Source organism: Brevibacillus sp. FSL K6-2834 (assembly GCF_038592925.1).
Taxonomy (GTDB): Bacteria; Bacillota; Bacilli; order Brevibacillales; family Brevibacillaceae; genus Brevibacillus; species Brevibacillus borstelensis.
Genome location: NZ_CP151945.1, coordinates 287,229 through 304,394 on the forward strand (window position 1 = coordinate 287,229; position 17,166 = coordinate 304,394).

General features: G+C 49.5%; 31 protein-coding genes. 30 read left to right on the forward strand and 1 reads right to left on the reverse strand.

The window, feature by feature from the left end; genetic code table 11:
- Positions 1-82: 82 nt before the first annotated feature.
- The 3 genes from NST96_RS01545 (at position 83) to NST96_RS01555 (ending at position 3,310) form a co-directional block, all read left to right on the forward strand.
- Positions 83-1,369, forward strand: coding sequence for an FAD-dependent oxidoreductase (locus NST96_RS01545; protein ID WP_003391990.1), 1,287 nt, complete (start codon positions 83-85; stop codon positions 1,367-1,369).
- Positions 1,370-1,378: 9 nt separating this feature from the next.
- A complete protein-coding gene (locus NST96_RS01550) occupies positions 1,379-2,242 on the forward strand; it encodes an RNA polymerase sigma-70 factor (protein WP_122958192.1) in 864 nt (287 codons plus the stop codon).
- A gap of 141 nt (positions 2,243-2,383) precedes the next feature.
- Entirely contained in the window at positions 2,384-3,310 is a 927-nt protein-coding gene (locus NST96_RS01555) for a DMT family transporter (RefSeq protein ID WP_024984055.1), read from the forward strand.
- A 9-nt stretch (positions 3,311-3,319) separates the two neighbouring features.
- On the opposite strand, the gene NST96_RS01560 is transcribed toward NST96_RS01555, so the two are convergent.
- Positions 3,320-3,715: a hemoglobin-like protein gene (locus NST96_RS01560; protein WP_003391986.1), complete on the reverse strand. Its 396-nt coding sequence runs from the start codon at positions 3,713-3,715 to the stop codon at positions 3,320-3,322.
- Between the two features lie 414 nt (positions 3,716-4,129).
- Between NST96_RS01560 and rpsJ the strand changes: the two genes are divergently transcribed.
- The 27 genes from rpsJ to rpsM all read left to right on the forward strand — a co-directional run bounded on the left by rpsJ (position 4,130) and on the right by rpsM (position 17,166).
- Positions 4,130-4,438, forward strand: a complete 309-nt coding sequence (gene rpsJ, locus NST96_RS01565; protein WP_003333796.1) for a 30S ribosomal protein S10 — start codon at positions 4,130-4,132, stop codon at positions 4,436-4,438.
- Positions 4,439-4,584: 146 nt separating this feature from the next.
- Positions 4,585-5,214 carry a 50S ribosomal protein L3 gene (rplC, locus tag NST96_RS01570; RefSeq protein WP_003391984.1) on the forward strand — a complete coding sequence of 210 codons (630 nt, stop codon included), beginning with the start codon at positions 4,585-4,587 and terminating at the stop codon, positions 5,212-5,214.
- A 21-nt stretch (positions 5,215-5,235) separates the two neighbouring features.
- Complete coding sequence (gene rplD / locus NST96_RS01575) at positions 5,236-5,859, forward strand: 50S ribosomal protein L4 (protein ID WP_003391982.1); 624 nt, start codon at positions 5,236-5,238, stop codon at positions 5,857-5,859.
- Positions 5,859-6,149, forward strand: coding sequence for a 50S ribosomal protein L23 (gene rplW / locus NST96_RS01580; protein WP_003391980.1), 291 nt, complete (start codon positions 5,859-5,861; stop codon positions 6,147-6,149). The genes rplD and rplW overlap by 1 nt, the downstream gene beginning before the upstream one ends.
- 33 nt (positions 6,150-6,182) lie before the next feature.
- Entirely contained in the window at positions 6,183-7,013 is an 831-nt protein-coding gene (gene rplB / locus NST96_RS01585) for a 50S ribosomal protein L2 (protein WP_003391979.1), read from the forward strand.
- Between the two features lie 49 nt (positions 7,014-7,062).
- Positions 7,063-7,344: a 30S ribosomal protein S19 gene (rpsS, locus tag NST96_RS01590; protein WP_003391977.1), complete on the forward strand. Its 282-nt coding sequence runs from the start codon at positions 7,063-7,065 to the stop codon at positions 7,342-7,344.
- Positions 7,345-7,373: 29 nt separating this feature from the next.
- On the forward strand, positions 7,374-7,706 hold the full coding sequence (gene rplV, locus NST96_RS01595; RefSeq protein ID WP_003391974.1) for a 50S ribosomal protein L22: 333 nt from the start codon (positions 7,374-7,376) through the stop codon (positions 7,704-7,706).
- Between the two features lie 13 nt (positions 7,707-7,719).
- On the forward strand, positions 7,720-8,382 hold the full coding sequence (gene rpsC, locus NST96_RS01600) for a 30S ribosomal protein S3 (protein WP_003391972.1): 663 nt from the start codon (positions 7,720-7,722) through the stop codon (positions 8,380-8,382).
- A 2-nt stretch (positions 8,383-8,384) separates the two neighbouring features.
- A complete protein-coding gene (gene rplP / locus NST96_RS01605) occupies positions 8,385-8,819 on the forward strand; it encodes a 50S ribosomal protein L16 (RefSeq protein ID WP_003391969.1) in 435 nt (144 codons plus the stop codon).
- Positions 8,809-9,006 carry a 50S ribosomal protein L29 gene (gene rpmC / locus NST96_RS01610; RefSeq protein WP_003391966.1) on the forward strand — a complete coding sequence of 66 codons (198 nt, stop codon included), beginning with the start codon at positions 8,809-8,811 and terminating at the stop codon, positions 9,004-9,006. The genes rplP and rpmC overlap by 11 nt, the downstream gene beginning before the upstream one ends.
- Positions 9,007-9,027: 21 nt before the next feature.
- Positions 9,028-9,294, forward strand: coding sequence for a 30S ribosomal protein S17 (gene rpsQ, locus NST96_RS01615; RefSeq protein ID WP_003391964.1), 267 nt, complete (start codon positions 9,028-9,030; stop codon positions 9,292-9,294).
- A gap of 42 nt (positions 9,295-9,336) precedes the next feature.
- A complete protein-coding gene (gene rplN, locus NST96_RS01620) occupies positions 9,337-9,705 on the forward strand; it encodes a 50S ribosomal protein L14 (protein ID WP_003391962.1) in 369 nt (122 codons plus the stop codon).
- Positions 9,706-9,754: 49 nt separating this feature from the next.
- Positions 9,755-10,069: a 50S ribosomal protein L24 gene (gene rplX, locus NST96_RS01625; protein ID WP_003391959.1), complete on the forward strand. Its 315-nt coding sequence runs from the start codon at positions 9,755-9,757 to the stop codon at positions 10,067-10,069.
- A gap of 26 nt (positions 10,070-10,095) precedes the next feature.
- Positions 10,096-10,638, forward strand: a complete 543-nt coding sequence (gene rplE, locus NST96_RS01630) for a 50S ribosomal protein L5 (protein ID WP_003391957.1) — start codon at positions 10,096-10,098, stop codon at positions 10,636-10,638.
- Between the two features lie 30 nt (positions 10,639-10,668).
- Positions 10,669-10,854 carry a type Z 30S ribosomal protein S14 gene (locus tag NST96_RS01635; protein WP_003391955.1) on the forward strand — a complete coding sequence of 62 codons (186 nt, stop codon included), beginning with the start codon at positions 10,669-10,671 and terminating at the stop codon, positions 10,852-10,854.
- A 27-nt stretch (positions 10,855-10,881) separates the two neighbouring features.
- Complete coding sequence (gene rpsH / locus NST96_RS01640) at positions 10,882-11,280, forward strand: 30S ribosomal protein S8 (RefSeq protein WP_003391953.1); 399 nt, start codon at positions 10,882-10,884, stop codon at positions 11,278-11,280.
- Between the two features lie 33 nt (positions 11,281-11,313).
- Positions 11,314-11,850 (forward strand): 50S ribosomal protein L6, encoded by a 537-nt coding sequence (rplF, locus tag NST96_RS01645; RefSeq protein ID WP_003391950.1) that lies wholly within the window; start codon positions 11,314-11,316, stop codon positions 11,848-11,850.
- A 33-nt stretch (positions 11,851-11,883) separates the two neighbouring features.
- Positions 11,884-12,246 (forward strand): 50S ribosomal protein L18, encoded by a 363-nt coding sequence (rplR, locus tag NST96_RS01650; protein ID WP_003391949.1) that lies wholly within the window; start codon positions 11,884-11,886, stop codon positions 12,244-12,246.
- 18 nt (positions 12,247-12,264) lie between these two features.
- Positions 12,265-12,762 (forward strand): 30S ribosomal protein S5, encoded by a 498-nt coding sequence (gene rpsE / locus NST96_RS01655; protein WP_003391947.1) that lies wholly within the window; start codon positions 12,265-12,267, stop codon positions 12,760-12,762.
- A 16-nt stretch (positions 12,763-12,778) separates the two neighbouring features.
- Entirely contained in the window at positions 12,779-12,964 is a 186-nt protein-coding gene (gene rpmD, locus NST96_RS01660; RefSeq protein ID WP_003391945.1) for a 50S ribosomal protein L30, read from the forward strand.
- 33 nt (positions 12,965-12,997) lie between these two features.
- A complete protein-coding gene (gene rplO / locus NST96_RS01665) occupies positions 12,998-13,438 on the forward strand; it encodes a 50S ribosomal protein L15 (RefSeq protein ID WP_003391943.1) in 441 nt (146 codons plus the stop codon).
- Positions 13,438-14,733 carry a preprotein translocase subunit SecY gene (gene secY / locus NST96_RS01670; protein WP_003391941.1) on the forward strand — a complete coding sequence of 432 codons (1,296 nt, stop codon included), beginning with the start codon at positions 13,438-13,440 and terminating at the stop codon, positions 14,731-14,733. The genes rplO and secY overlap by 1 nt, the downstream gene beginning before the upstream one ends.
- A gap of 88 nt (positions 14,734-14,821) precedes the next feature.
- Positions 14,822-15,466, forward strand: coding sequence for an adenylate kinase (locus tag NST96_RS01675; protein WP_003391939.1), 645 nt, complete (start codon positions 14,822-14,824; stop codon positions 15,464-15,466).
- Between the two features lie 4 nt (positions 15,467-15,470).
- Positions 15,471-16,217, forward strand: a complete 747-nt coding sequence (gene map / locus NST96_RS01680; protein ID WP_340700976.1) for a type I methionyl aminopeptidase — start codon at positions 15,471-15,473, stop codon at positions 16,215-16,217.
- 120 nt (positions 16,218-16,337) lie between these two features.
- A complete protein-coding gene (gene infA / locus NST96_RS01685) occupies positions 16,338-16,556 on the forward strand; it encodes a translation initiation factor IF-1 (protein WP_003333772.1) in 219 nt (72 codons plus the stop codon).
- 102 nt (positions 16,557-16,658) lie between these two features.
- Entirely contained in the window at positions 16,659-16,772 is a 114-nt protein-coding gene (gene rpmJ / locus NST96_RS01690) for a 50S ribosomal protein L36 (protein ID WP_003333770.1), read from the forward strand.
- Positions 16,773-16,797: 25 nt separating this feature from the next.
- A complete protein-coding gene (gene rpsM, locus NST96_RS01695) occupies positions 16,798-17,166 on the forward strand; it encodes a 30S ribosomal protein S13 (RefSeq protein ID WP_003391935.1) in 369 nt (122 codons plus the stop codon).

The following is a 17,166-nucleotide window of genomic DNA, read 5'->3' on the forward strand; positions in this document are numbered from 1 at the left end:
GGCAAATTGCTGCTGCCTGTCACAACAACCAGTCCCTGATCGTCTTGTGAGTAGAACAGAACCCGAAAAGGGGAGACGCCAAGTGGAGCATGTTGATGTGTGTGTAATCGGCGGCGGACTATCCGGATTGGCGTCGGCTGTCTGTTTGGCAGGGGCGGGTAAAACGGTTATGCTGGTGGAACAATCAGAACGGCTTGGCGGCCGTGCTTCCTCTGATGTTTATGAAGGGTGTTTTGTAAACCGGGGACCTCATGCCTTATGCCAAAAAGGGATAGGAATGAAGGTGCTGGGCCAACTGGGAATCGTTCCAAAAGGGGGCACGTTGGCTTTAGGTGGCACGCTAACAGAGCGGGAACATGAATATGAGCTGCCAATGACACCGCTCTCACTGCTGAAAACCAATGTTTTTACCTGGAAACAAAAGAAGGAATTTCTCAGTCTGTTGTTTCGCTTGACGAGGCAGGATTTGGAATCAGTTTGTCAAATGACACTCTACGAATGGGCTAATCTAAACATAGCCGATGAACGTGTGAGACAACTGCTTTATACGCTGGTTCGCTTGTCCAGCTACTGCGATGATCCCGAGCGAGCGAGTGCAGGAGTACTTCTTCGGCAGCTTCGACTATCCGCAGTAGGTGGTGTAGCGTATCTCCACTACGGTTGGCAAAGCCTCATTAATGATTTGAGGGAACAGGCATTGAAGGCGGGTGTTACGATTCGGCTGAGGCAGCATGTGGCAACGATCGAAGGAGAAACGCCAGCGATAAAAGTCGGCCTGACAGAAACGAGATTTCTATCTGCGAAATACGTCATATCTTCGGCGGGCCCAGCGGCTACCTATCGTATGGTGAAACATGCAGAGAAGACGGTGTTGGCCAGGTGGAAATACACGCTCATACCGGTAAAAGGCGCCGCCCTGGACGTTATCGTCAAGAGGCTGCCGAATCCGGACATTTCCTTTGCCCTGGATCTGGAGCAGCCCCTGTATTTTTCGAATCATTCAGCCGCAGCAGTCTTTACGAATCATCCGGACTACCAGGTGATACACACATTCAAATATCATCGTGCTTCGGAAATCCCTGATTCCGACCAGGATCGCGAGCTGTTGGAAGCCTTTCTCGACAGGCTGCAGCCAGGCTGGCAAAACGAGGTTTTGAAAAAGCGCTATTTGCCAGCGATGACGGTTTCCCACAGTCTGGTGACACCGGAGCGAGCCGCCATGCTGTCCAAAGAAAGTCCGGCTATCAAGGAAATTCCCGGTCTTTACGCAGTTGGCGACTGGTTTGCACGCGAGGGGCTGTTGGCGGATGCGGCATTGGCTAGCGCGTATGAGGCTGTGCAAGACATTTTGAAGATGGAAGGCAAGTGAGGATGAGCCATGATGGATACACAGCAGCTCTACGTAACATACAAGCCGCTGCTTTTTTCGATTGCCTACCGCATGCTCGGAACAGTAGCGGATGCAGAGGATATTGTTCAAGATACGTTTTTGTCGCTTGAAAGATTTCAAAAAAAGAATGTCGAAAACATCAAAGCGTGGCTTTGCAAGACTTTGACAAATCGCTGCATTGACTTTTTGAGGTCTGCTCGGAAAAAGAGGGAAGTATACGTAGGACCTTGGCTGCCCGAACCCGTTGTTTTTCGGGATGAACAGCTTGGTCCAATGGAGCAGGTGATCCGGCAAGACCAACTGTCGATTGCGATGCTGGCCTTGATGGAAAGTCTCTCGCCTGTAGAAAGAGCCATCTTTATTTTGCGGGAGGTCCTCGATTTTGAATATGACGAGATTGCCGAGATAACGGGCAAGGAGACGGTGAACTGCCGCAAGATTTTCAGTCGGGTAAAACAAAAGCTCTCCAAAGAGCTGCCAGACAAAAGGATTGATTACGAGCAGCAGAGGATGCTGCTGGAGTCGTTTTTACAGGCGATTCATACGGAGGATTCGGCCACATTGCTGGAGCTGCTGTCTCCGGATGTGGTCCTCTACTCCGATGGCGGCGGAAAGGTAAAGGCCGCTCTCAGGCCTATTTTGTCGAGCGAGAGAGTTGTCGCGTTCTTGCTGGGAGTCACCCGAAAGCAATCTACAGATTATCGTGTGGAAATCGCAAACGTAAATGGCGAGGCTGGCATCATCGCCTATGAGGGAAATGAGGTTTACGGTATAAATACAATCAAGCTGGTAGACGGAAAAATCGCGGCCGTGTATATCATCCGGAATCCGGATAAACTCAAAAACGTTTGATGACTCAAGGTTAGTGCGCGCCGGTGGTCCTTATCAAATTTGCAAATGACGGCGATCAAAAAAAGGAAATTATGTGACGGCCATTCCTGTGCTACAATTACGAATGCGATTTGTAATGTAGAAAGGGAAGAAGGGCCAGTCATGCAAAACAATGAACGATGGTTGTATCTGATGCTTGCCGGTGTGGTCACACTGTGGGGCCTGAATGTCGTAATGGTAAAGTACCTTACCATGTTTCCGCCGCTCTACGTGGCAGCGATCAGGATGACTGTAGCAGGCCTTTGTTTGAGCCCGATTTTATGGATGTATCGGCACCAGTTGAGATTGAAAGGGACTGACTGGCTGCTCATCGTGGGAGTAGGCGCCAGTTCGATAGCGCTGCACCAGTTGACACTCGCTTTGGGAGTGCGATTTACGACTGCAGGAAACGCATCTCTGATTTTGGGACTCAATCCGTTGGCAACAGCTCTGCTTGCCATGCTTCTTCTGGGCGAAGGAATGTCCTGGCGGAAGGGGCTCGGGATCGGGGTTGGATTCAGCGGTGTTTTGATTGTCGTTTTGTCCCAGCATGGTTCGATCGAAATGAACGGCTGGGGAGACTTGATTATGTTCTCCTCGATGCTGATGTATGTCACGGGCGGACTATTGATTCGGAAGCTGACGACCCGGGGCGTTCCCGTTTTGTTGATTACAGCCGCTTCGCAGATGTTCGGGGTCCTCTTTTTATGGGGGGCGGCTCTGGTTGAACAGCCATTATCCTACTATGTATCACTGGAAGTAACACCGTTCCAATGGCTCGTCATTTTTGTGTCAGGCGGACTCTCGACGGCTGTAGGTTCGATGGGCTGGAATTACGGCATTCGCCAGTTGGGGGCAAGCCGGACGGCTGTATTTTTAAATGGAATGCCGCTCGCCAGCCTGTTTTTTGCCGCTTTGTTTCTCGGGGAGCGATTGCAGCTTTTGCATTTGCTCGCTCTGGTGATGATAGTCGCTGGCGTTTATTTGGGGTCGCGGCAGATTTCGGCAAGAGGGATCAAGCCAAAAACGGATGTCATGACAAAAGCGTAGGGGAGCTCCCTACGCTTTATCTGTTTCCCACTGGTTGACCATATGGTAGGCGGTCAGGCGCAAGCGCTCAAAGAACTGATCTCTGAGCTCGCCTTTCAGACCGATGCGATCCATAGCCTCGCTCATGCAAGAAAGCCATGCGGCTGCTTGCGTAGTGCCGATCGGAAACCGCATGTGGCGGGCGCGGAGCATGGGATGGCCATGCTTGTCGCTGTAGAGGGTGGGCCCGCCTAGAAATTGAGTGAGGAACTGATACTGTCTCTCCTTCACTTCGGTAAAATCGTCCGGAAAGAGCGGAGCGAGATCGGGATGCTTCGCTACGAGATCGTAAAACGTATCTACCAAACGGGTGAGAGTCTCGGCCCCGCCAATTTGTTCATAAGGTGTGACAAGCTTGTCGGACACTGCCGGTATCCTCCTTCTTTGCGAGAGTACGTTACCAGTATACCGTGTTTCTTCTTATATATATAGCCGGGAAGAGAAGGTTCTGTTTTTGCGCGGGCAGATAACAAAAAAACAAGCGAGACTGAGAGAGAAAAAATGAGTTTGGAAGTGAATCCCGCTTGCCTTTGGCCGGATAAATCAGTAAGATGGACAAAGTGAGCCAAAAAAGGCCGCTGTGTACGAAAAATGTGTGGAAAACCAAGAAAAAACTTGCGTTGCCCATTTCATTTTAGTACAATATTGAATGTTGGTCATGGACTTGCGATGATGTGGGAGGTTGCTGACACACCCGGCCCCTTTGCCATGACCGGGGTGCAGGATATTTCCACGGAGAAATGTCCGTTTCAAAAAATGGGCGAAAAAGGAGGGACTAAAATGGCAAAACAAAAGATTCGTATTCGTTTAAAGGCGTACGATCACAAAATCCTCGATCAGTCTGCTGAGAAAATTGTGGAGACTGCCAAGCGTTCCGGTGCCAATGTATCGGGTCCAATTCCGCTTCCGACGGAGAAAGCAGTTTACACGATTTTGCGTGCTGTTCACAAGTACAAAGATTCTCGTGAACAATTCGAGATGCGCACTCACAAACGCTTGATCGACATTTTGAATCCGACCCCACAAACGGTTGACGCGCTGATGCGTTTGGATCTGCCGTCCGGTGTGGACATCGAGATTAAACTGTAAGGTTCGAGTACGATACACGCGTAGGCGTTGTCTTAATAAGCGCTATCTATCAAGTCTTCAAACCCCGTAAACGGCGCCCCTGCGCATCGGCAGGGACCTTGATACAACAGTATGGTAAGTGGATATAAGCACAGGAGGTGGCACAAATGACCAAAGGAATCTTAGGCAGAAAGCTTGGCATGACCCAAGTTTTTGGTCCGAACGGATCGGCAATCGCTGTTACCGTCATCGAAGCAGGTCCTAACGTAGTACTGCAAAAGAAGGATCAAGAGAACGATGGATACGAAGCTATCCAGATCGGTTTCGAAGACAAAAAGGAACATCGAGCTAACAAGCCGGAAAAAGGACACGCAGCGAAAGCTAACACTGCACCTAAGCGCTTCATTCGCGAAATTCGCGGAGTAAACCTCGCAGATTACGAGGTAGGTCAAGAATTGAAAGCTGATATTTTTGCCGCAGGAGAGTTTGTAGACGTTGCCGGCGTAACCAAGGGTAAAGGTTTCCAAGGTGCGATTAAACGTCACAACCAAAGCCGCGGTCCGATGGCTCACGGTTCCCGTTACCATCGTGGTCCTGGTTCTCTCGGGGCTATCGATCCAGGCCGTGTATTCAAAGGCCAAACCCTGCCAGGTCAAATGGGTGGCGACAACGTAACCATTCAAAACCTGGAAGTAATCAAAGTTGATGCTGATCGCAATCTGATTTTGGTGAAAGGCTCCGTGCCTGGCCCGAAAAACAGCTACGTTCTAGTATCTACGGCAGTCAAGAAGAACTAGTTAAGGAAAGGAGGAACTGACATGCCAAAAGTAGCTCTTTACAATCAAGCTGGTTCACAAGTAGGCGAAATCGAACTGGCAGACAGTGTTTTCGGTATCGAGCCTAACAACGCTGTTCTTTTCGATGCTATCGTTATGCAGCAAGCGTCCCAACGCCAAGGCACGCATGATGTAAAGAACCGTTCTGAGGTTCGTGGCGGCGGCCGCAAGCCGTGGCGTCAAAAAGGTACCGGTCGTGCTCGTCAAGGTTCCATTCGCGCTCCGCAATGGAAGGGTGGCGGCGTAGTATTCGGTCCGACTCCACGCAAATACGGATACAAACTGAACCGTAAAGTTCGTCGTCTGGCGCTGAAATCCGCGCTGTCGACAAAAGTACAAAACAACGAACTGTTGGTATTGGATGCACTGAACTTCTCTGCTCCAAAAACCAAAGAAATGGCTGTTGTACTGAACAACCTGAAAGTAGATCGCAAAGTGCTGATCGTAACCTCCGAGTTCGATCAAAACGTAGCGCTCTCTTCCCGCAATATCCCAGGCGCTAAATTCGTAGATGCAGCTGGCATTAACGTTCTGGACCTGGTTGCGCACGATAAAGTAATCGTAACGAAAGATGCGGTTGCGAAAGTAGAGGAGGTGCTCGCCTAATGAAGAGCCTTCACGACATCATCAAGCGCCCTATCATTACGGAGCGCACCACTGACATGATGGCTGAGAAGAAGTACGTTTTTGAAGTGCCGCTCAAAGCCAACAAAACCGAGATCAAGCAAGCCGTTGAAAAAGTATTCGGCGTAAAAGTAGAAGCAGTAAACACTTCCCGTGTTCCTGCGAAGCCAAAACGCTACGGCAAATACTCCGGTTACACCTCTGAGTGGAAAAAAGCGATCGTTAAGCTGACAGAAGACAGCAAAGAGCTGGCTTTCTACGAAGGCGTATAACCCCGACGACTACCGAAAAGGAGGGAATTTTAAATGGGTATCAAAAAGTTTAAACCGACTTCTCCTGGTCGTCGCCAAATGACGGTTTCTACTTTCGAGGAGATCACAACTTCGACTCCCGAAAAATCCCTGTTGGCGCCTCTGAGCAAGAAAGCTGGACGCAACAACCACGGGAAAATCACCGTTCGTCATCAAGGTGGCGGTCATAAACGCAAATATCGCATCATCGACTTCAAACGGAACAAAGATGGCATCGTAGGTCGCGTAGCTACTATCGAGTACGATCCAAACCGTTCCGCAAACATCGCTCTGATCAACTACATGGACGGGGAAAAGCGTTACATTATCGCTCCACACGGCCTGAAAGTTGGCGATGAAATCATTTCCGGCGCAGATGCTGACATCAAAACCGGTAATGCACTGCCACTGGCTAACATTCCAGTTGGTACTACCATTCACAACATCGAGCTGAAACCTGGCAAAGGCGGACAATTGGTTCGTGCAGCAGGTACTTCCGCTCAATTGCTCGGTCGCGATGGCGATTTCGTAATCGTGCGCCTGTCCTCCGGTGAAACTCGCCGCATCCATAACGTTTGCCGCGCTACCATCGGTCAAGTAGGCAACATCGACCACGAGCTGTTGAACATTGGTAAAGCTGGTCGTTCCCGTTGGTTGGGTATTCGTCCAACTGTACGTGGTAGCGTAATGAACCCGAACGATCACCCACACGGTGGTGGTGAAGGTCGCGCTCCGATCGGACGTAAAGCACCAGTTACTCCTTGGGGTAAACCGACTCTCGGTCTCAAAACCCGCAAGAAGAAAAACAAATCCGATCAATATATCATCCGCCGTCGCAAGAAGTAAGGCAGGGTGAGACAATAACCGAACGCCTTTGGCGAAGGGAGGTTCACACATGGGTCGCAGTTTGAAAAAGGGTCCTTTCGTAGATGATCACCTGATGAAAAAAGTAGTTGAACTGAACGAAAAGAACGAAAAACGCGTGGTGAAAACCTGGTCTCGTCGCTCCACAATCTTCCCTGATTTCGTAGGACACACGTTTGCTGTATATGACGGCCGCAAACATGTACCGGTATACGTTACAGAAGATATGGTAGGTCACAAACTGGGTGAATTTGCACCAACTCGTACCTTCAAGGGTCACGTCGATAACGACAAGAAATCCAAGAAGCGCTAATTTTCTCTTGACAGAGAGGAGGTACAAAGATGGAAGCTAAAGCAGTTGCTCGCTATATTCGCATTGCCCCTCGCAAAGTTCGCCTGGTGGTTGACTTGATTCGAGGCAAGCAAGTGGGTGAGGCGCTGGCGATCCTGAAACACACGCCGAAAGCGGCTTCTCCGGTAGTGGAGAAACTTCTGAAATCGGCGATCGCTAACGCTGAACACAACTATGAAATGGATCCGAACGGACTCGTTGTTGGAAAAATCTTCGTGGACCAAGGTCCAACACTGAAGCGTTTCCGCCCGCGTGCTATGGGTCGCGCAAGCCGCATCCATAAGCGCACCAGCCACATCACAGTGGTACTAAACGAGAAATAAGGAGGGATTACGTGTGGGTCAAAAGGTAAGCCCGGTTGGTCTTCGTATCGGCATTATCCGCGACTGGGAGTCCAAATGGTACGCTGACAAGGACTTCGCAGCTCTGTTGCACGAAGACCTGAGAATCCGCAAATTTGTAAAAGGGCGTCTGAAAGATGCTGCTGTTTCTACCATTGAAATCGAACGTGCAGCGAACCGCGTAAACGTTACGATTCACACCGCTAAGCCTGGTATGGTAATTGGTAAAGGTGGCTCGGAAGTAGAAGTTCTGCGCAAATCCTTGACCGAACTGACTGGCAAGCGCGTACACATCAACATCAACGAAGTGAAGAAGCCTGATTTGGATGCTACTTTGGTAGCTGAAAATATCGCTCGTCAACTGGAAAACCGTATTTCTTTCCGCCGTGCTCAAAAGCAATCGATTACTCGTTCGCTGCGCGCAGGTGCAAAAGGAATCAAAACTCTGGTCAGCGGTCGTCTTGGCGGAGCTGACATTGCACGTTCCGAAGGTTACAGCGAAGGTACTGTTCCGCTTCATACGCTCCGTGCTGACATCGACTATGGTACAGCCGAAGCACACACCACTTATGGCCGCATCGGCGTAAAAGTGTGGATCTACCGTGGAGAAGTCCTTCCTACGAAGAAGAACGTAGCGACTGAGGAAGGAGGCAAATAAACATGTTGACGCCAAAACGCGTGAAACACCGCAAACAGCACCGCGGAAAAATGGCTGGTAACGCAAAAGGCGGTACTACTGTTGCTTTCGGTGAATTCGGTCTGCAAGCTCTCGAACCGGCTTGGATTACCAACCGTCAAATCGAGGCTGCCCGTATTGCGATGACTCGTTACATCCGCCGTGGCGGTAAAGTATGGATCAAGATTTTCCCTGACAAACCAATTACACAAAAGCCGCTTGAAGTACGGATGGGTTCCGGTAAAGGTTCTCCTGAGTACTGGGTAGCTGTAGTGAAACCTGGCAAGATCATGTTTGAACTTGCTGGCGTATCCGAAGAAGTCGCTCGCGAGGCTATGCGCCTGGCAATGCACAAACTGCCTATTAAGTGCAAGTTCGTGAAGCGGGAAGAAGTGGGTGGTGACGCACATGAAGGCTAATGATTTTCGCAATTTGACCACTGCCGAGATCGAACAAAACGTTAACTCCTTGAAAGAAGAGCTGTTCAACCTTCGCTTCCAGTTGGCTACCGGTCAGCTCGAAATCACATCTCGCATTAAACAAGTGCGTAAGGATATTGCTCGTGCGAAAACCGTCCTGCGCCAAAGAGAATTAGGGATCGGCTAATTACAGGAAGGAGGTTCGAACATGACCGCAGAACGCAAAATGCGTAGAACCATGGTAGGTCGCGTTGTATCCGACAAAATGGATAAAACCATCGTTGTTCTGGTAGAGACCTACAAAAAGCATCCGCTGTACGGTAAACGTGTGAAGTATTCCAAGAAGTTCAAGGCTCACGACGAAAACAACTCTGCGAAAACAGGCGATATCGTGGAAATCATGGAAACTCGCCCGCTGTCTAAAGACAAGTGCTTCCGCTTGGTTCGTATCGTCGAAGAGGCAGTAATCGTATAACTCAGATTTTCGGGTAATTACATCCGAAAGGAGGAACAGTAAATGATCCAAACTCAGACGAGATTGGCTGTTGCTGACAACTCCGGTGCAAAAGAACTCATGTGCATCAAGGTTCTGGGCGGTTCCGGTCGCAAAACGGCGAACATCGGTGATGTTATCGTGTGCTCCGTTAAATCCGCTACACCCGGCGGCGTTGTCAAGAAAGGTCAAGTAGTTAAAGCGGTTGTAGTACGCAGCGTGCGCGGCGTTCGCCGTCAGGATGGTTCTTACATCCGTTTTGATGAAAACGCAGCAGTAATCATTAAAGAGGATAAATCACCTCGTGGTACCCGTATTTTTGGACCGGTAGCACGTGAACTTCGTGAAAAAGACTTCATGAAGATCATCTCCCTGGCTCCTGAGGTAATCTAATTGAACGGAAATACTCTGGTAGTTTGCTCGATAGGAGGTGCACCAAGCGATGCACGTTAAGAAAGGCGACACTGTTATCGTAATAACGGGTAAAGACAAGGGTAAAAAAGGTCGCGTTCTCGCTGCTTACCCGAAGAAAGATCGCGTCCTGGTTGAAGGAATCAACCTGGTGAAAAAACACTCTCGTCCGTCCCAATCCAATCCGCAAGGCGGCATTGTAACTCAAGAAGCACCGATTCATGTATCCAACGTATCTTTGATCGATCCGAAGTCCGGCAAAGCAACACGTATCGGTTACAAGGTACTGGATAACGGTAAAAAAGTTCGGTACGCGAAAAAATCTGGCGAAGTTCTCGACAAGTAGTCAGATCGGAAAGGAGGATGTCCTAGATGGCAGCAAGATTGAAAGAAAAATATACTAGCGAAATCGTGCCTAGCCTGATGAGCAAGTTTGGTTACTCTTCCATCATGCAGGTTCCGAAAGTAGAAAAAATCGTGATCAACATGGGTGTTGGTGAAGCGGTAGGCAACGCCAAGGCTCTGGATTCCGCGGTTGAAGATTTGCAAATTATCGCTGGTCAAAAGCCGGTTGTAACTCGTGCAAAGAACTCCATCGCTGGTTTCAAACTGCGTGAAGGTATGGCAATCGGTGCGAAAGTGACACTGCGCGGTGAGCGTATGTACCACTTCCTCGACAAACTGATGAACGTATCTCTCCCACGTGTACGTGACTTCCGCGGTGTATCTTCGAAAGCTTTCGATGGTCGCGGCAACTACACGCTCGGTCTGAAGGAACAGCTGATCTTCCCTGAGATCGAGTACGATAAAATCGACAAAGTTCGCGGTATGGACATCGTAATCGTCACTTCCGCGAAAACAGACGAAGAAGCTCGTGAATTGCTGACTCAAATGGGTATGCCATTCCGTAAATAAACCCCACAAACAAAGTAAGGAGGGAAGAATGTGGCAAAGAAATCGATGGTTATCAAGCAACAACGGAAACCGAAGTTTGCGGTTCGTGCTTACACCCGTTGTGAGCGCTGCGGACGTCCTCATTCCGTTTTGCGCAAATTTAAACTCTGCCGTATTTGCTTCCGTGAACTTGCTTATAAAGGCCAAATCCCTGGCGTGAAAAAAGCAAGCTGGTAATTTGAAACGGGAAGGAGGTTCTCTCTCATGGTTATGACTGATCCAATCGCTGACATGCTTACGCGCATTCGTAACGCCAACATGGTTCGCCACGAGAAAGTGGAGATCCCGGCGTCCACTATCAAGAAAGAAATTGCTCGCATCCTGAAGGAAGAAGGTTTCATTCGCGATGCTGAGTTCGTTGAAGATAACAAGCAAGGGATCATCCGTGTTTTCCTGAAATACGGTGCGAACAACGAGCGCGTAATCACCGGACTGAAGCGTATCTCCAAGCCAGGTCTGCGCGTATATGCGAAAAACACAGAGATCCCTAAAGTTCTTGGCGGTCTGGGTGTAGCCCTGATCTCTACGTCTGCTGGCGTAATGACCGACAAGCAAGCTCGCCAAGCTCATGTAGGTGGAGAAGTTCTCGCTTACGTTTGGTAATCACAGATTTGAAAAGCACAGGAGGTGCACCACATGTCTCGTGTCGGTAGAAAACCGATCGTGGTCCCTGCAGGCGTTACCCTCACTCTGAACGGTACTGAGCTGACGGTAAAGGGCCCTAAGGGTCAACTCGTTCGTAACTTCCATCCGGATATCAAAATCAATATCAACGATAACGAAGTAGTCGTTGAGCGTCCTAGCGATAACAAGCTTCACCGCTCTCTCCATGGTACGACTCGTGCGCTGGTTGCCAACATGGTAAAAGGCGTATCCGAAGGCTTTACTCGTACACTGGAGCTTGTAGGTGTAGGTTACCGCGCTGCGAAAGCAGGAAAAGGCGTAACTCTTTCTCTCGGTTTCTCTCACCCAGTTGAGGTAACTCCTGAAGAGGGTATTGAAATCGATGTACCAAACCAAACCACTCTGGTGGTTAAAGGTATCGACAAAGAGCGCGTAGGCCAAATCGCGTCTGAAATTCGCTCCCTCCGTAAGCCTGAGCCATACAAAGGCAAAGGGATTAAGTACAGCGACGAAGTTGTTCGCCGCAAAGAGGGTAAAAAAGGTAAATAAGCTTCGTAGTTTTATGAGAAGGGAGGCCGCGTAATGTTTACGAAAGCTGATAAAAACAAAGCTCGGAAAAAACGCCATCTGCGCATTCGCAAGCGTCTGGTCGGCTCTGCTGTACGTCCACGTCTGAACGTATTCCGTTCTTCCAAGCACATCTATGCTCAACTGATCGATGATGCTACAGGCACTACTTTGGCACAAGCATCCTCTCTGGATAAAGAGCTTGGCCTGAAAAACGGTGCGAATGTAGAAGCAGCGACTGCTGTGGGTACACTGATTGCTAAGCGTGCACAAGAAAAAGGTCTGAATGACGTAATTTTCGACCGTGGTGGATATATTTATCATGGACGCATTAAAGCACTCGCAGAAGCAGCTCGTGAAGCTGGCCTGCAATTCTAACAACAAGGAGGGAAAGGAATGCGTATCGACTCTAGCAAATTGGAGCTGGAAGAAAAAGTAGTCGCCGTTAACCGTGTTGCGAAAACGGTTAAAGGTGGACGTCGCATGAGCTTCAGCGCTCTTGTGGTAGTCGGCGACCGCAACGGTCACGTAGGCGCTGGTATGGGTAAAGCCCAAGAAGTGCCGGACGCGATTCGTAAAGCGATTGACGATGCAAAGAAAAAATTGATCCGTGTACCGATGAAAGGAACGACCATTCCGCACGAAGTACTGTGCCACTTCGGTTCCGGTAAAGTGCTGATTAAACCTGCTTCCGAAGGTACCGGTGTTATTGCTGGCGGACCTGTCCGCGCGGTTCTGGAGCTTGCTGGTGTAGGTGACGTTTTGAGCAAGTCTCTCGGTTCCAACAACCCCATCAACATGGTCAACGCTACGCTGGAAGGCCTCGGCCGTCTGAAAACAGCGGAAGACGTCGCGAAACTGCGCGGTAAGACTGTTGACGAGTTGTTGGGTTAATAAGGAGGGAATGGACATGGCAAAATTGCAAATTACCCTCAAGCGCAGCGTGATCGGCCGCACAGTCGATCAAAAAGATACAGTAAAAGCTCTGGGTCTTCGCAAAATCAACCACACTGTGGTGAAAGAAGATAACGCTGCAATCCGCGGCATGATCTTCAAAGTGAAGCATCTCGTAGAAGTGAAAGAAGTAGAAGCGTAAACGTTGATTTTACACGGTTAGGAGGTGCAAGGAATGAAATTGCATGAACTGAAACCTGCAGAAGGGTCCCGCCATACTCGCAAGCGCCTTGGTCGCGGTATCGGTAGCGGTACTGGTAAAACAGCTGGTAAAGGTCATAAAGGTCAAAACGCTCGTTCCGGCGGCGGTGTTCGTCCTGGATTCGAGGGTGGTCAAAACCCACTGTTCCGTCGACTGCCTAAGCGCGGTTTCACTAACATTAACCGTAAGGAATACGCGGTTGTTAGCTTGGATGCGCTGAATCGTTTTGAAGAAGGCACTGTGGTTACACCTGAACTGTTGAAAGAAACTGGTGTAATCAGCGCTATGCGCGACGGTGTAAAAGTTCTTGCAAACGGTGAACTGACTGTGAAGCTGACTGTGAAAGCTCACAAGTTCTCCAATGCAGCTGCTGAGAAGATCGCTCAAGTCGGTGGAACAACCGAGGTGATCTAATGTTAGGCTCATTAACTAACATTTTTAAGATAGGCGACCTGCGTCGTAAGATATTCTTTACGCTGATGATGCTGGTCGTCTTCCGAATCGGGAGTTTCGTCCCTGCCCCTAACGTGAATGTCGAGTTGTTTCAGCAGAATACGAACCACTTGCTGGGATTGTTGAATACCTTCTCCGGTGGCGCACTGCAAAACTACTCGATTTTTGCAATGGGAATCATGCCGTACATTACGGCATCGATTATCATGCAGCTTCTGTCCATGGATGTTGTGCCTAAGTTTACGCAATGGGCTCGTGAAGGAGAAGTGGGACGCCGCAAAATCGCGACCGTCACGCGCTACTTCACCATTGTGCTTGCTTTGATCCAGTCTGTGGGGATGACGATCGGGTTTAACAACATGGCTCCAGGACTGCTTAACGATACGTCGATTGGCAGTTACGCATTGATCGCACTCACTCTGACAGCAGGAACCTCGTTTCTGATGTGGATGGGTGAACAAATTACAGAGAAGGGTATCGGAAACGGGATTTCGATTATCATCGTTGCTGGTATCGTTGCCAATATTCCTAGTGGGATTACGACAATTTACACGACGCAATTTGGCGACGCTTCTCAGAATCTGTTCTTTTCAATCGTAAAATTGCTGATTGTCCTTTTGGTGATCATCGCTATTATTGTTGGGGTCATCTTTATGCAGCAAGGTGTGCGCAAGATTCCGGTGCAATATGCAAAGCGTGTAGTTGGTCGCAAAATGTACGGTGGTCAATCCACCCACATTCCGCTCAAAATCAACTCTGCTGGTGTAATTCCCGTTATCTTTGCAATCTCGCTCGTAATCTTCCCTTCAACAATCGCGCAGTTCTGGGTAGATGGTTCCGGAACGGGTATCGCCAACTGGATCTACACACATTTCCAACCTAGCGCAGCGCTTGGGATGACGCTATACGCAATCTTGATTATCGGTTTCACGTATTTCTACACTTTTGTACAGATCAACCCTGTACAACTGGCGGAGAATATGAGGAAAAATGGCGGTTACATTCCTGGTATCCGACCCGGTAAAAACACCGAGGTGTACATTACCCGTACGTTGAACCGTCTTACATTGGCTGGCGCCTTGTTCCTGATGACAATTTCCATATTGCCATTCTTCTTCAGTAAGCTGGCCAACCTGCCTCAACAGATCTACATCGGCGGAACTTCTCTGCTGATCGTGATCGGTGTCGCTCTCGACACGATGAAGCAGATCGAAAGCCAGATGATCAAGCGCCATTACCAAGGGTTCATTAAGTAACCGAGGTAGTTGAAAAGCTTTCTGGTCGGGGATACGGCTCCGATTCAGGGTGCGTGAGAAGCTTTTCGGATGGGACGGAGGAATGAACGTGAATATAATCTTGATGGGACTGCCTGGTGCCGGTAAAGGCACACAGGCAGAACGAATCGTAAAAGAGTTTGACATCCCGCATATTTCAACCGGTGACATGTTCCGGGCAGCGGTCAAAAACGAAACGCCGCTCGGACTGAAAGCCAAGTCCTATATGGACCAGGGGCAGCTTGTTCCTGATGAGGTCGTCATCGGAATTGTGCGGGAACGCCTGGCAATGGAAGATTGCGAGAAGGGTTTCCTCCTCGATGGATTCCCGCGTACTGTTCCTCAGGCTGAGGCATTGACGGCGACAGTGAAGGAGCTGGGACGTGAGATTGATCACGTCATCAACATCAATGTTCGCCGTGAGCTTCTGATTGATCGTCTGACCGGCCGCTGGATTTGTCCAGTGTGCGGGGCGAGCTACCACACCATGTTCAATCCTCCGAAAGAGGCAGGAATTTGCGACAAGGATGGCGGCAAGCTCTATCAACGCGATGACGACAAGCTGGAAGTTGTTTCTCAACGCCTCGATGTCAATATTGCCCAAACACAGCTGCTGATCGATTACTACACGGAGCAAGGCCTTCTGCGTAGCATTGACGGCGAGCAGGATATCCAGGTTGTGTTTGAGGAGATTAAGTCTTTGTTGCGAGGGTAAGTGAATGATCATCCTAAAGTCGAAAGCAGAACTTGAGGTTATGCGCGAAGCTGGTCGGATCGTCGCACTCACCCATCAAGAACTGGCTAAGGTGATCAAGCCTGGCGTAACGACAAAGCAACTGGACGAACTCGCCGAAACCTTTATCCGCAGCAAGGGAGCGATTCCATCGTTTAAAGGCTACGGAGGCTTTCCAGGAAGTATCTGTGCTTCAGTCAATGAAGAACTCGTACACGGGATCCCAGGAAAACGGGTGCTGCAAGAAGGGGACATCATCAGCATCGATATTGGAGCTCAGTATCAGGGCTTTCATGGTGACTCTGCTTGGACGTACCCGGTCGGCAATATTGCAGAAGAAGATCAACGTTTGCTGCGAGTGACGGAAGAGTCGTTGTACAAGGGCCTGGAAAAGGCACTACCTGGTGCGCGGCTGTCCGATATTTCCCACGCGATTCAGATCCACGCAGAAGCTGCTGGCTTCACTCTCGTTCGCGAGTATGTGGGGCATGGGATCGGGCAAAACCTGCACGAAGATCCTCAGGTTCCCAACTACGGGCCGCCTGATCGAGGTCCTCGGTTGAAACCGGGAATGGTGTTGGCAATCGAACCAATGGTCAATGCCGGCGAACGTTATGTCCGCACTTTGGAGGACAATTGGACGGTTGTAACAGTGGATCGAAAAAGATGTGCTCATTTTGAACACACCATCGCGATTACGGAAGATGGCTATGAGATTTTTACAAGAGCGTAGCTGAGGCACAACGGTCGCTTCAGGATTGTCGTCCAACGTGTCGACGATAAGTTCGTTCCGTATTTCATATACCAAAAACTCATGGTCTGACTGAAGCTGCAGAAGAAAGGAGAGTGTACGATGGCGAAAGACGATGTAATTGAAGTGGAGGGTACGGTAATCGAACCTTTGCCCAACGCGATGTTTCGGGTAGAATTAGAGAATGGGCACAAAGTGCTCGCTCACGTTTCGGGAAAAATCCGCATGCATTTTATCCGCATTCTGCCAGGGGACAAGGTAACCGTTGAACTGTCGCCTTACGATTTGACTCGCGGACGCATTACGTACCGCTATAAATAACAAAATGCTTCCCAGCGTTTTGTAACCGCAGCGCGGTCTGATTATAGTTTTATGAAAAACGTCTCGACGTTTTTCACTACCCTAAAGAGGGAGGCAAGAACCATGAAAGTGAGACCGTCGGTTAAACCGATTTGCGAAAAATGCAAGGTTATCCGTCGCAAAGGTAACGTAATGGTTATTTGTGAAAACCCAAAGCATAAGCAAAAACAAGGATAAGTAAACAAGGAGGTGCTTTTGACACATGGCACGTATTGCAGGCGTTGACTTGCCTCGCGAAAAACGCGTGGAAATCGCTCTTACCTACATTTTCGGTATCGGCCGTCCCACGTCCCAAAAAATCCTGTCCGCTACCGGTGTTAACGCGGATACTCGCGTTCGTGATCTGACAGAAGAAGAAGTGGCAAAACTGCGTGAGTTCATCGATAAGAACATCAAGGTGGAAGGCGATCTTCGTCGTGAGATCTCTCTGAACATCAAGCGCCTGATGGAAATCGGTTGCTTCCGCGGAATCCGTCATCGTCGTGGCCTGCCTGTTCGCGGCCAACGTTCGAAAACAAATGCACGTACGCGCAAAGGTCCTCGCCGTACTGTAGCAAACAAGAAGAAGTAA

Coding starts and splice junctions, on each gene's coding strand:
- rpsS (WP_003391977.1), top strand. CDS start 7,063: ATGGGTCGCAGTTTGAAAAAGGGTCCTTTCGTAGATGATCACCTGATG.
- rpsM (WP_003391935.1), top strand. CDS start 16,798: ATGGCACGTATTGCAGGCGTTGACTTGCCTCGCGAAAAACGCGTGGAA.
- rpsJ (WP_003333796.1), top strand. CDS start 4,130: ATGGCAAAACAAAAGATTCGTATTCGTTTAAAGGCGTACGATCACAAA.
- rplD (WP_003391982.1), top strand. CDS start 5,236: ATGCCAAAAGTAGCTCTTTACAATCAAGCTGGTTCACAAGTAGGCGAA.
- rplF (WP_003391950.1), top strand. CDS start 11,314: ATGTCTCGTGTCGGTAGAAAACCGATCGTGGTCCCTGCAGGCGTTACC.
- rplV (WP_003391974.1), top strand. CDS start 7,374: ATGGAAGCTAAAGCAGTTGCTCGCTATATTCGCATTGCCCCTCGCAAA.
- rplC (WP_003391984.1), top strand. CDS start 4,585: ATGACCAAAGGAATCTTAGGCAGAAAGCTTGGCATGACCCAAGTTTTT.
- rplN (WP_003391962.1), top strand. CDS start 9,337: ATGATCCAAACTCAGACGAGATTGGCTGTTGCTGACAACTCCGGTGCA.
- rpmD (WP_003391945.1), top strand. CDS start 12,779: ATGGCAAAATTGCAAATTACCCTCAAGCGCAGCGTGATCGGCCGCACA.
- secY (WP_003391941.1), top strand. CDS start 13,438: ATGTTAGGCTCATTAACTAACATTTTTAAGATAGGCGACCTGCGTCGT.
- rpmC (WP_003391966.1), top strand. CDS start 8,809: ATGAAGGCTAATGATTTTCGCAATTTGACCACTGCCGAGATCGAACAA.
- rpsH (WP_003391953.1), top strand. CDS start 10,882: ATGGTTATGACTGATCCAATCGCTGACATGCTTACGCGCATTCGTAAC.
- NST96_RS01555 (WP_024984055.1), top strand. CDS start 2,384: ATGCAAAACAATGAACGATGGTTGTATCTGATGCTTGCCGGTGTGGTC.
- rpmJ (WP_003333770.1), top strand. CDS start 16,659: ATGAAAGTGAGACCGTCGGTTAAACCGATTTGCGAAAAATGCAAGGTT.
- rplX (WP_003391959.1), top strand. CDS start 9,755: ATGCACGTTAAGAAAGGCGACACTGTTATCGTAATAACGGGTAAAGAC.
- rplB (WP_003391979.1), top strand. CDS start 6,183: ATGGGTATCAAAAAGTTTAAACCGACTTCTCCTGGTCGTCGCCAAATG.
- rplW (WP_003391980.1), top strand. CDS start 5,859: ATGAAGAGCCTTCACGACATCATCAAGCGCCCTATCATTACGGAGCGC.
- infA (WP_003333772.1), top strand. CDS start 16,338: ATGGCGAAAGACGATGTAATTGAAGTGGAGGGTACGGTAATCGAACCT.
- NST96_RS01550 (WP_122958192.1), top strand. CDS start 1,379: ATGATGGATACACAGCAGCTCTACGTAACATACAAGCCGCTGCTTTTT.
- rplR (WP_003391949.1), top strand. CDS start 11,884: ATGTTTACGAAAGCTGATAAAAACAAAGCTCGGAAAAAACGCCATCTG.
- rpsQ (WP_003391964.1), top strand. CDS start 9,028: ATGACCGCAGAACGCAAAATGCGTAGAACCATGGTAGGTCGCGTTGTA.
- rplO (WP_003391943.1), top strand. CDS start 12,998: ATGAAATTGCATGAACTGAAACCTGCAGAAGGGTCCCGCCATACTCGC.
- rplP (WP_003391969.1), top strand. CDS start 8,385: ATGTTGACGCCAAAACGCGTGAAACACCGCAAACAGCACCGCGGAAAA.
- rplE (WP_003391957.1), top strand. CDS start 10,096: ATGGCAGCAAGATTGAAAGAAAAATATACTAGCGAAATCGTGCCTAGC.
- map (WP_340700976.1), top strand. CDS start 15,471: ATGATCATCCTAAAGTCGAAAGCAGAACTTGAGGTTATGCGCGAAGCT.
- rpsE (WP_003391947.1), top strand. CDS start 12,265: ATGCGTATCGACTCTAGCAAATTGGAGCTGGAAGAAAAAGTAGTCGCC.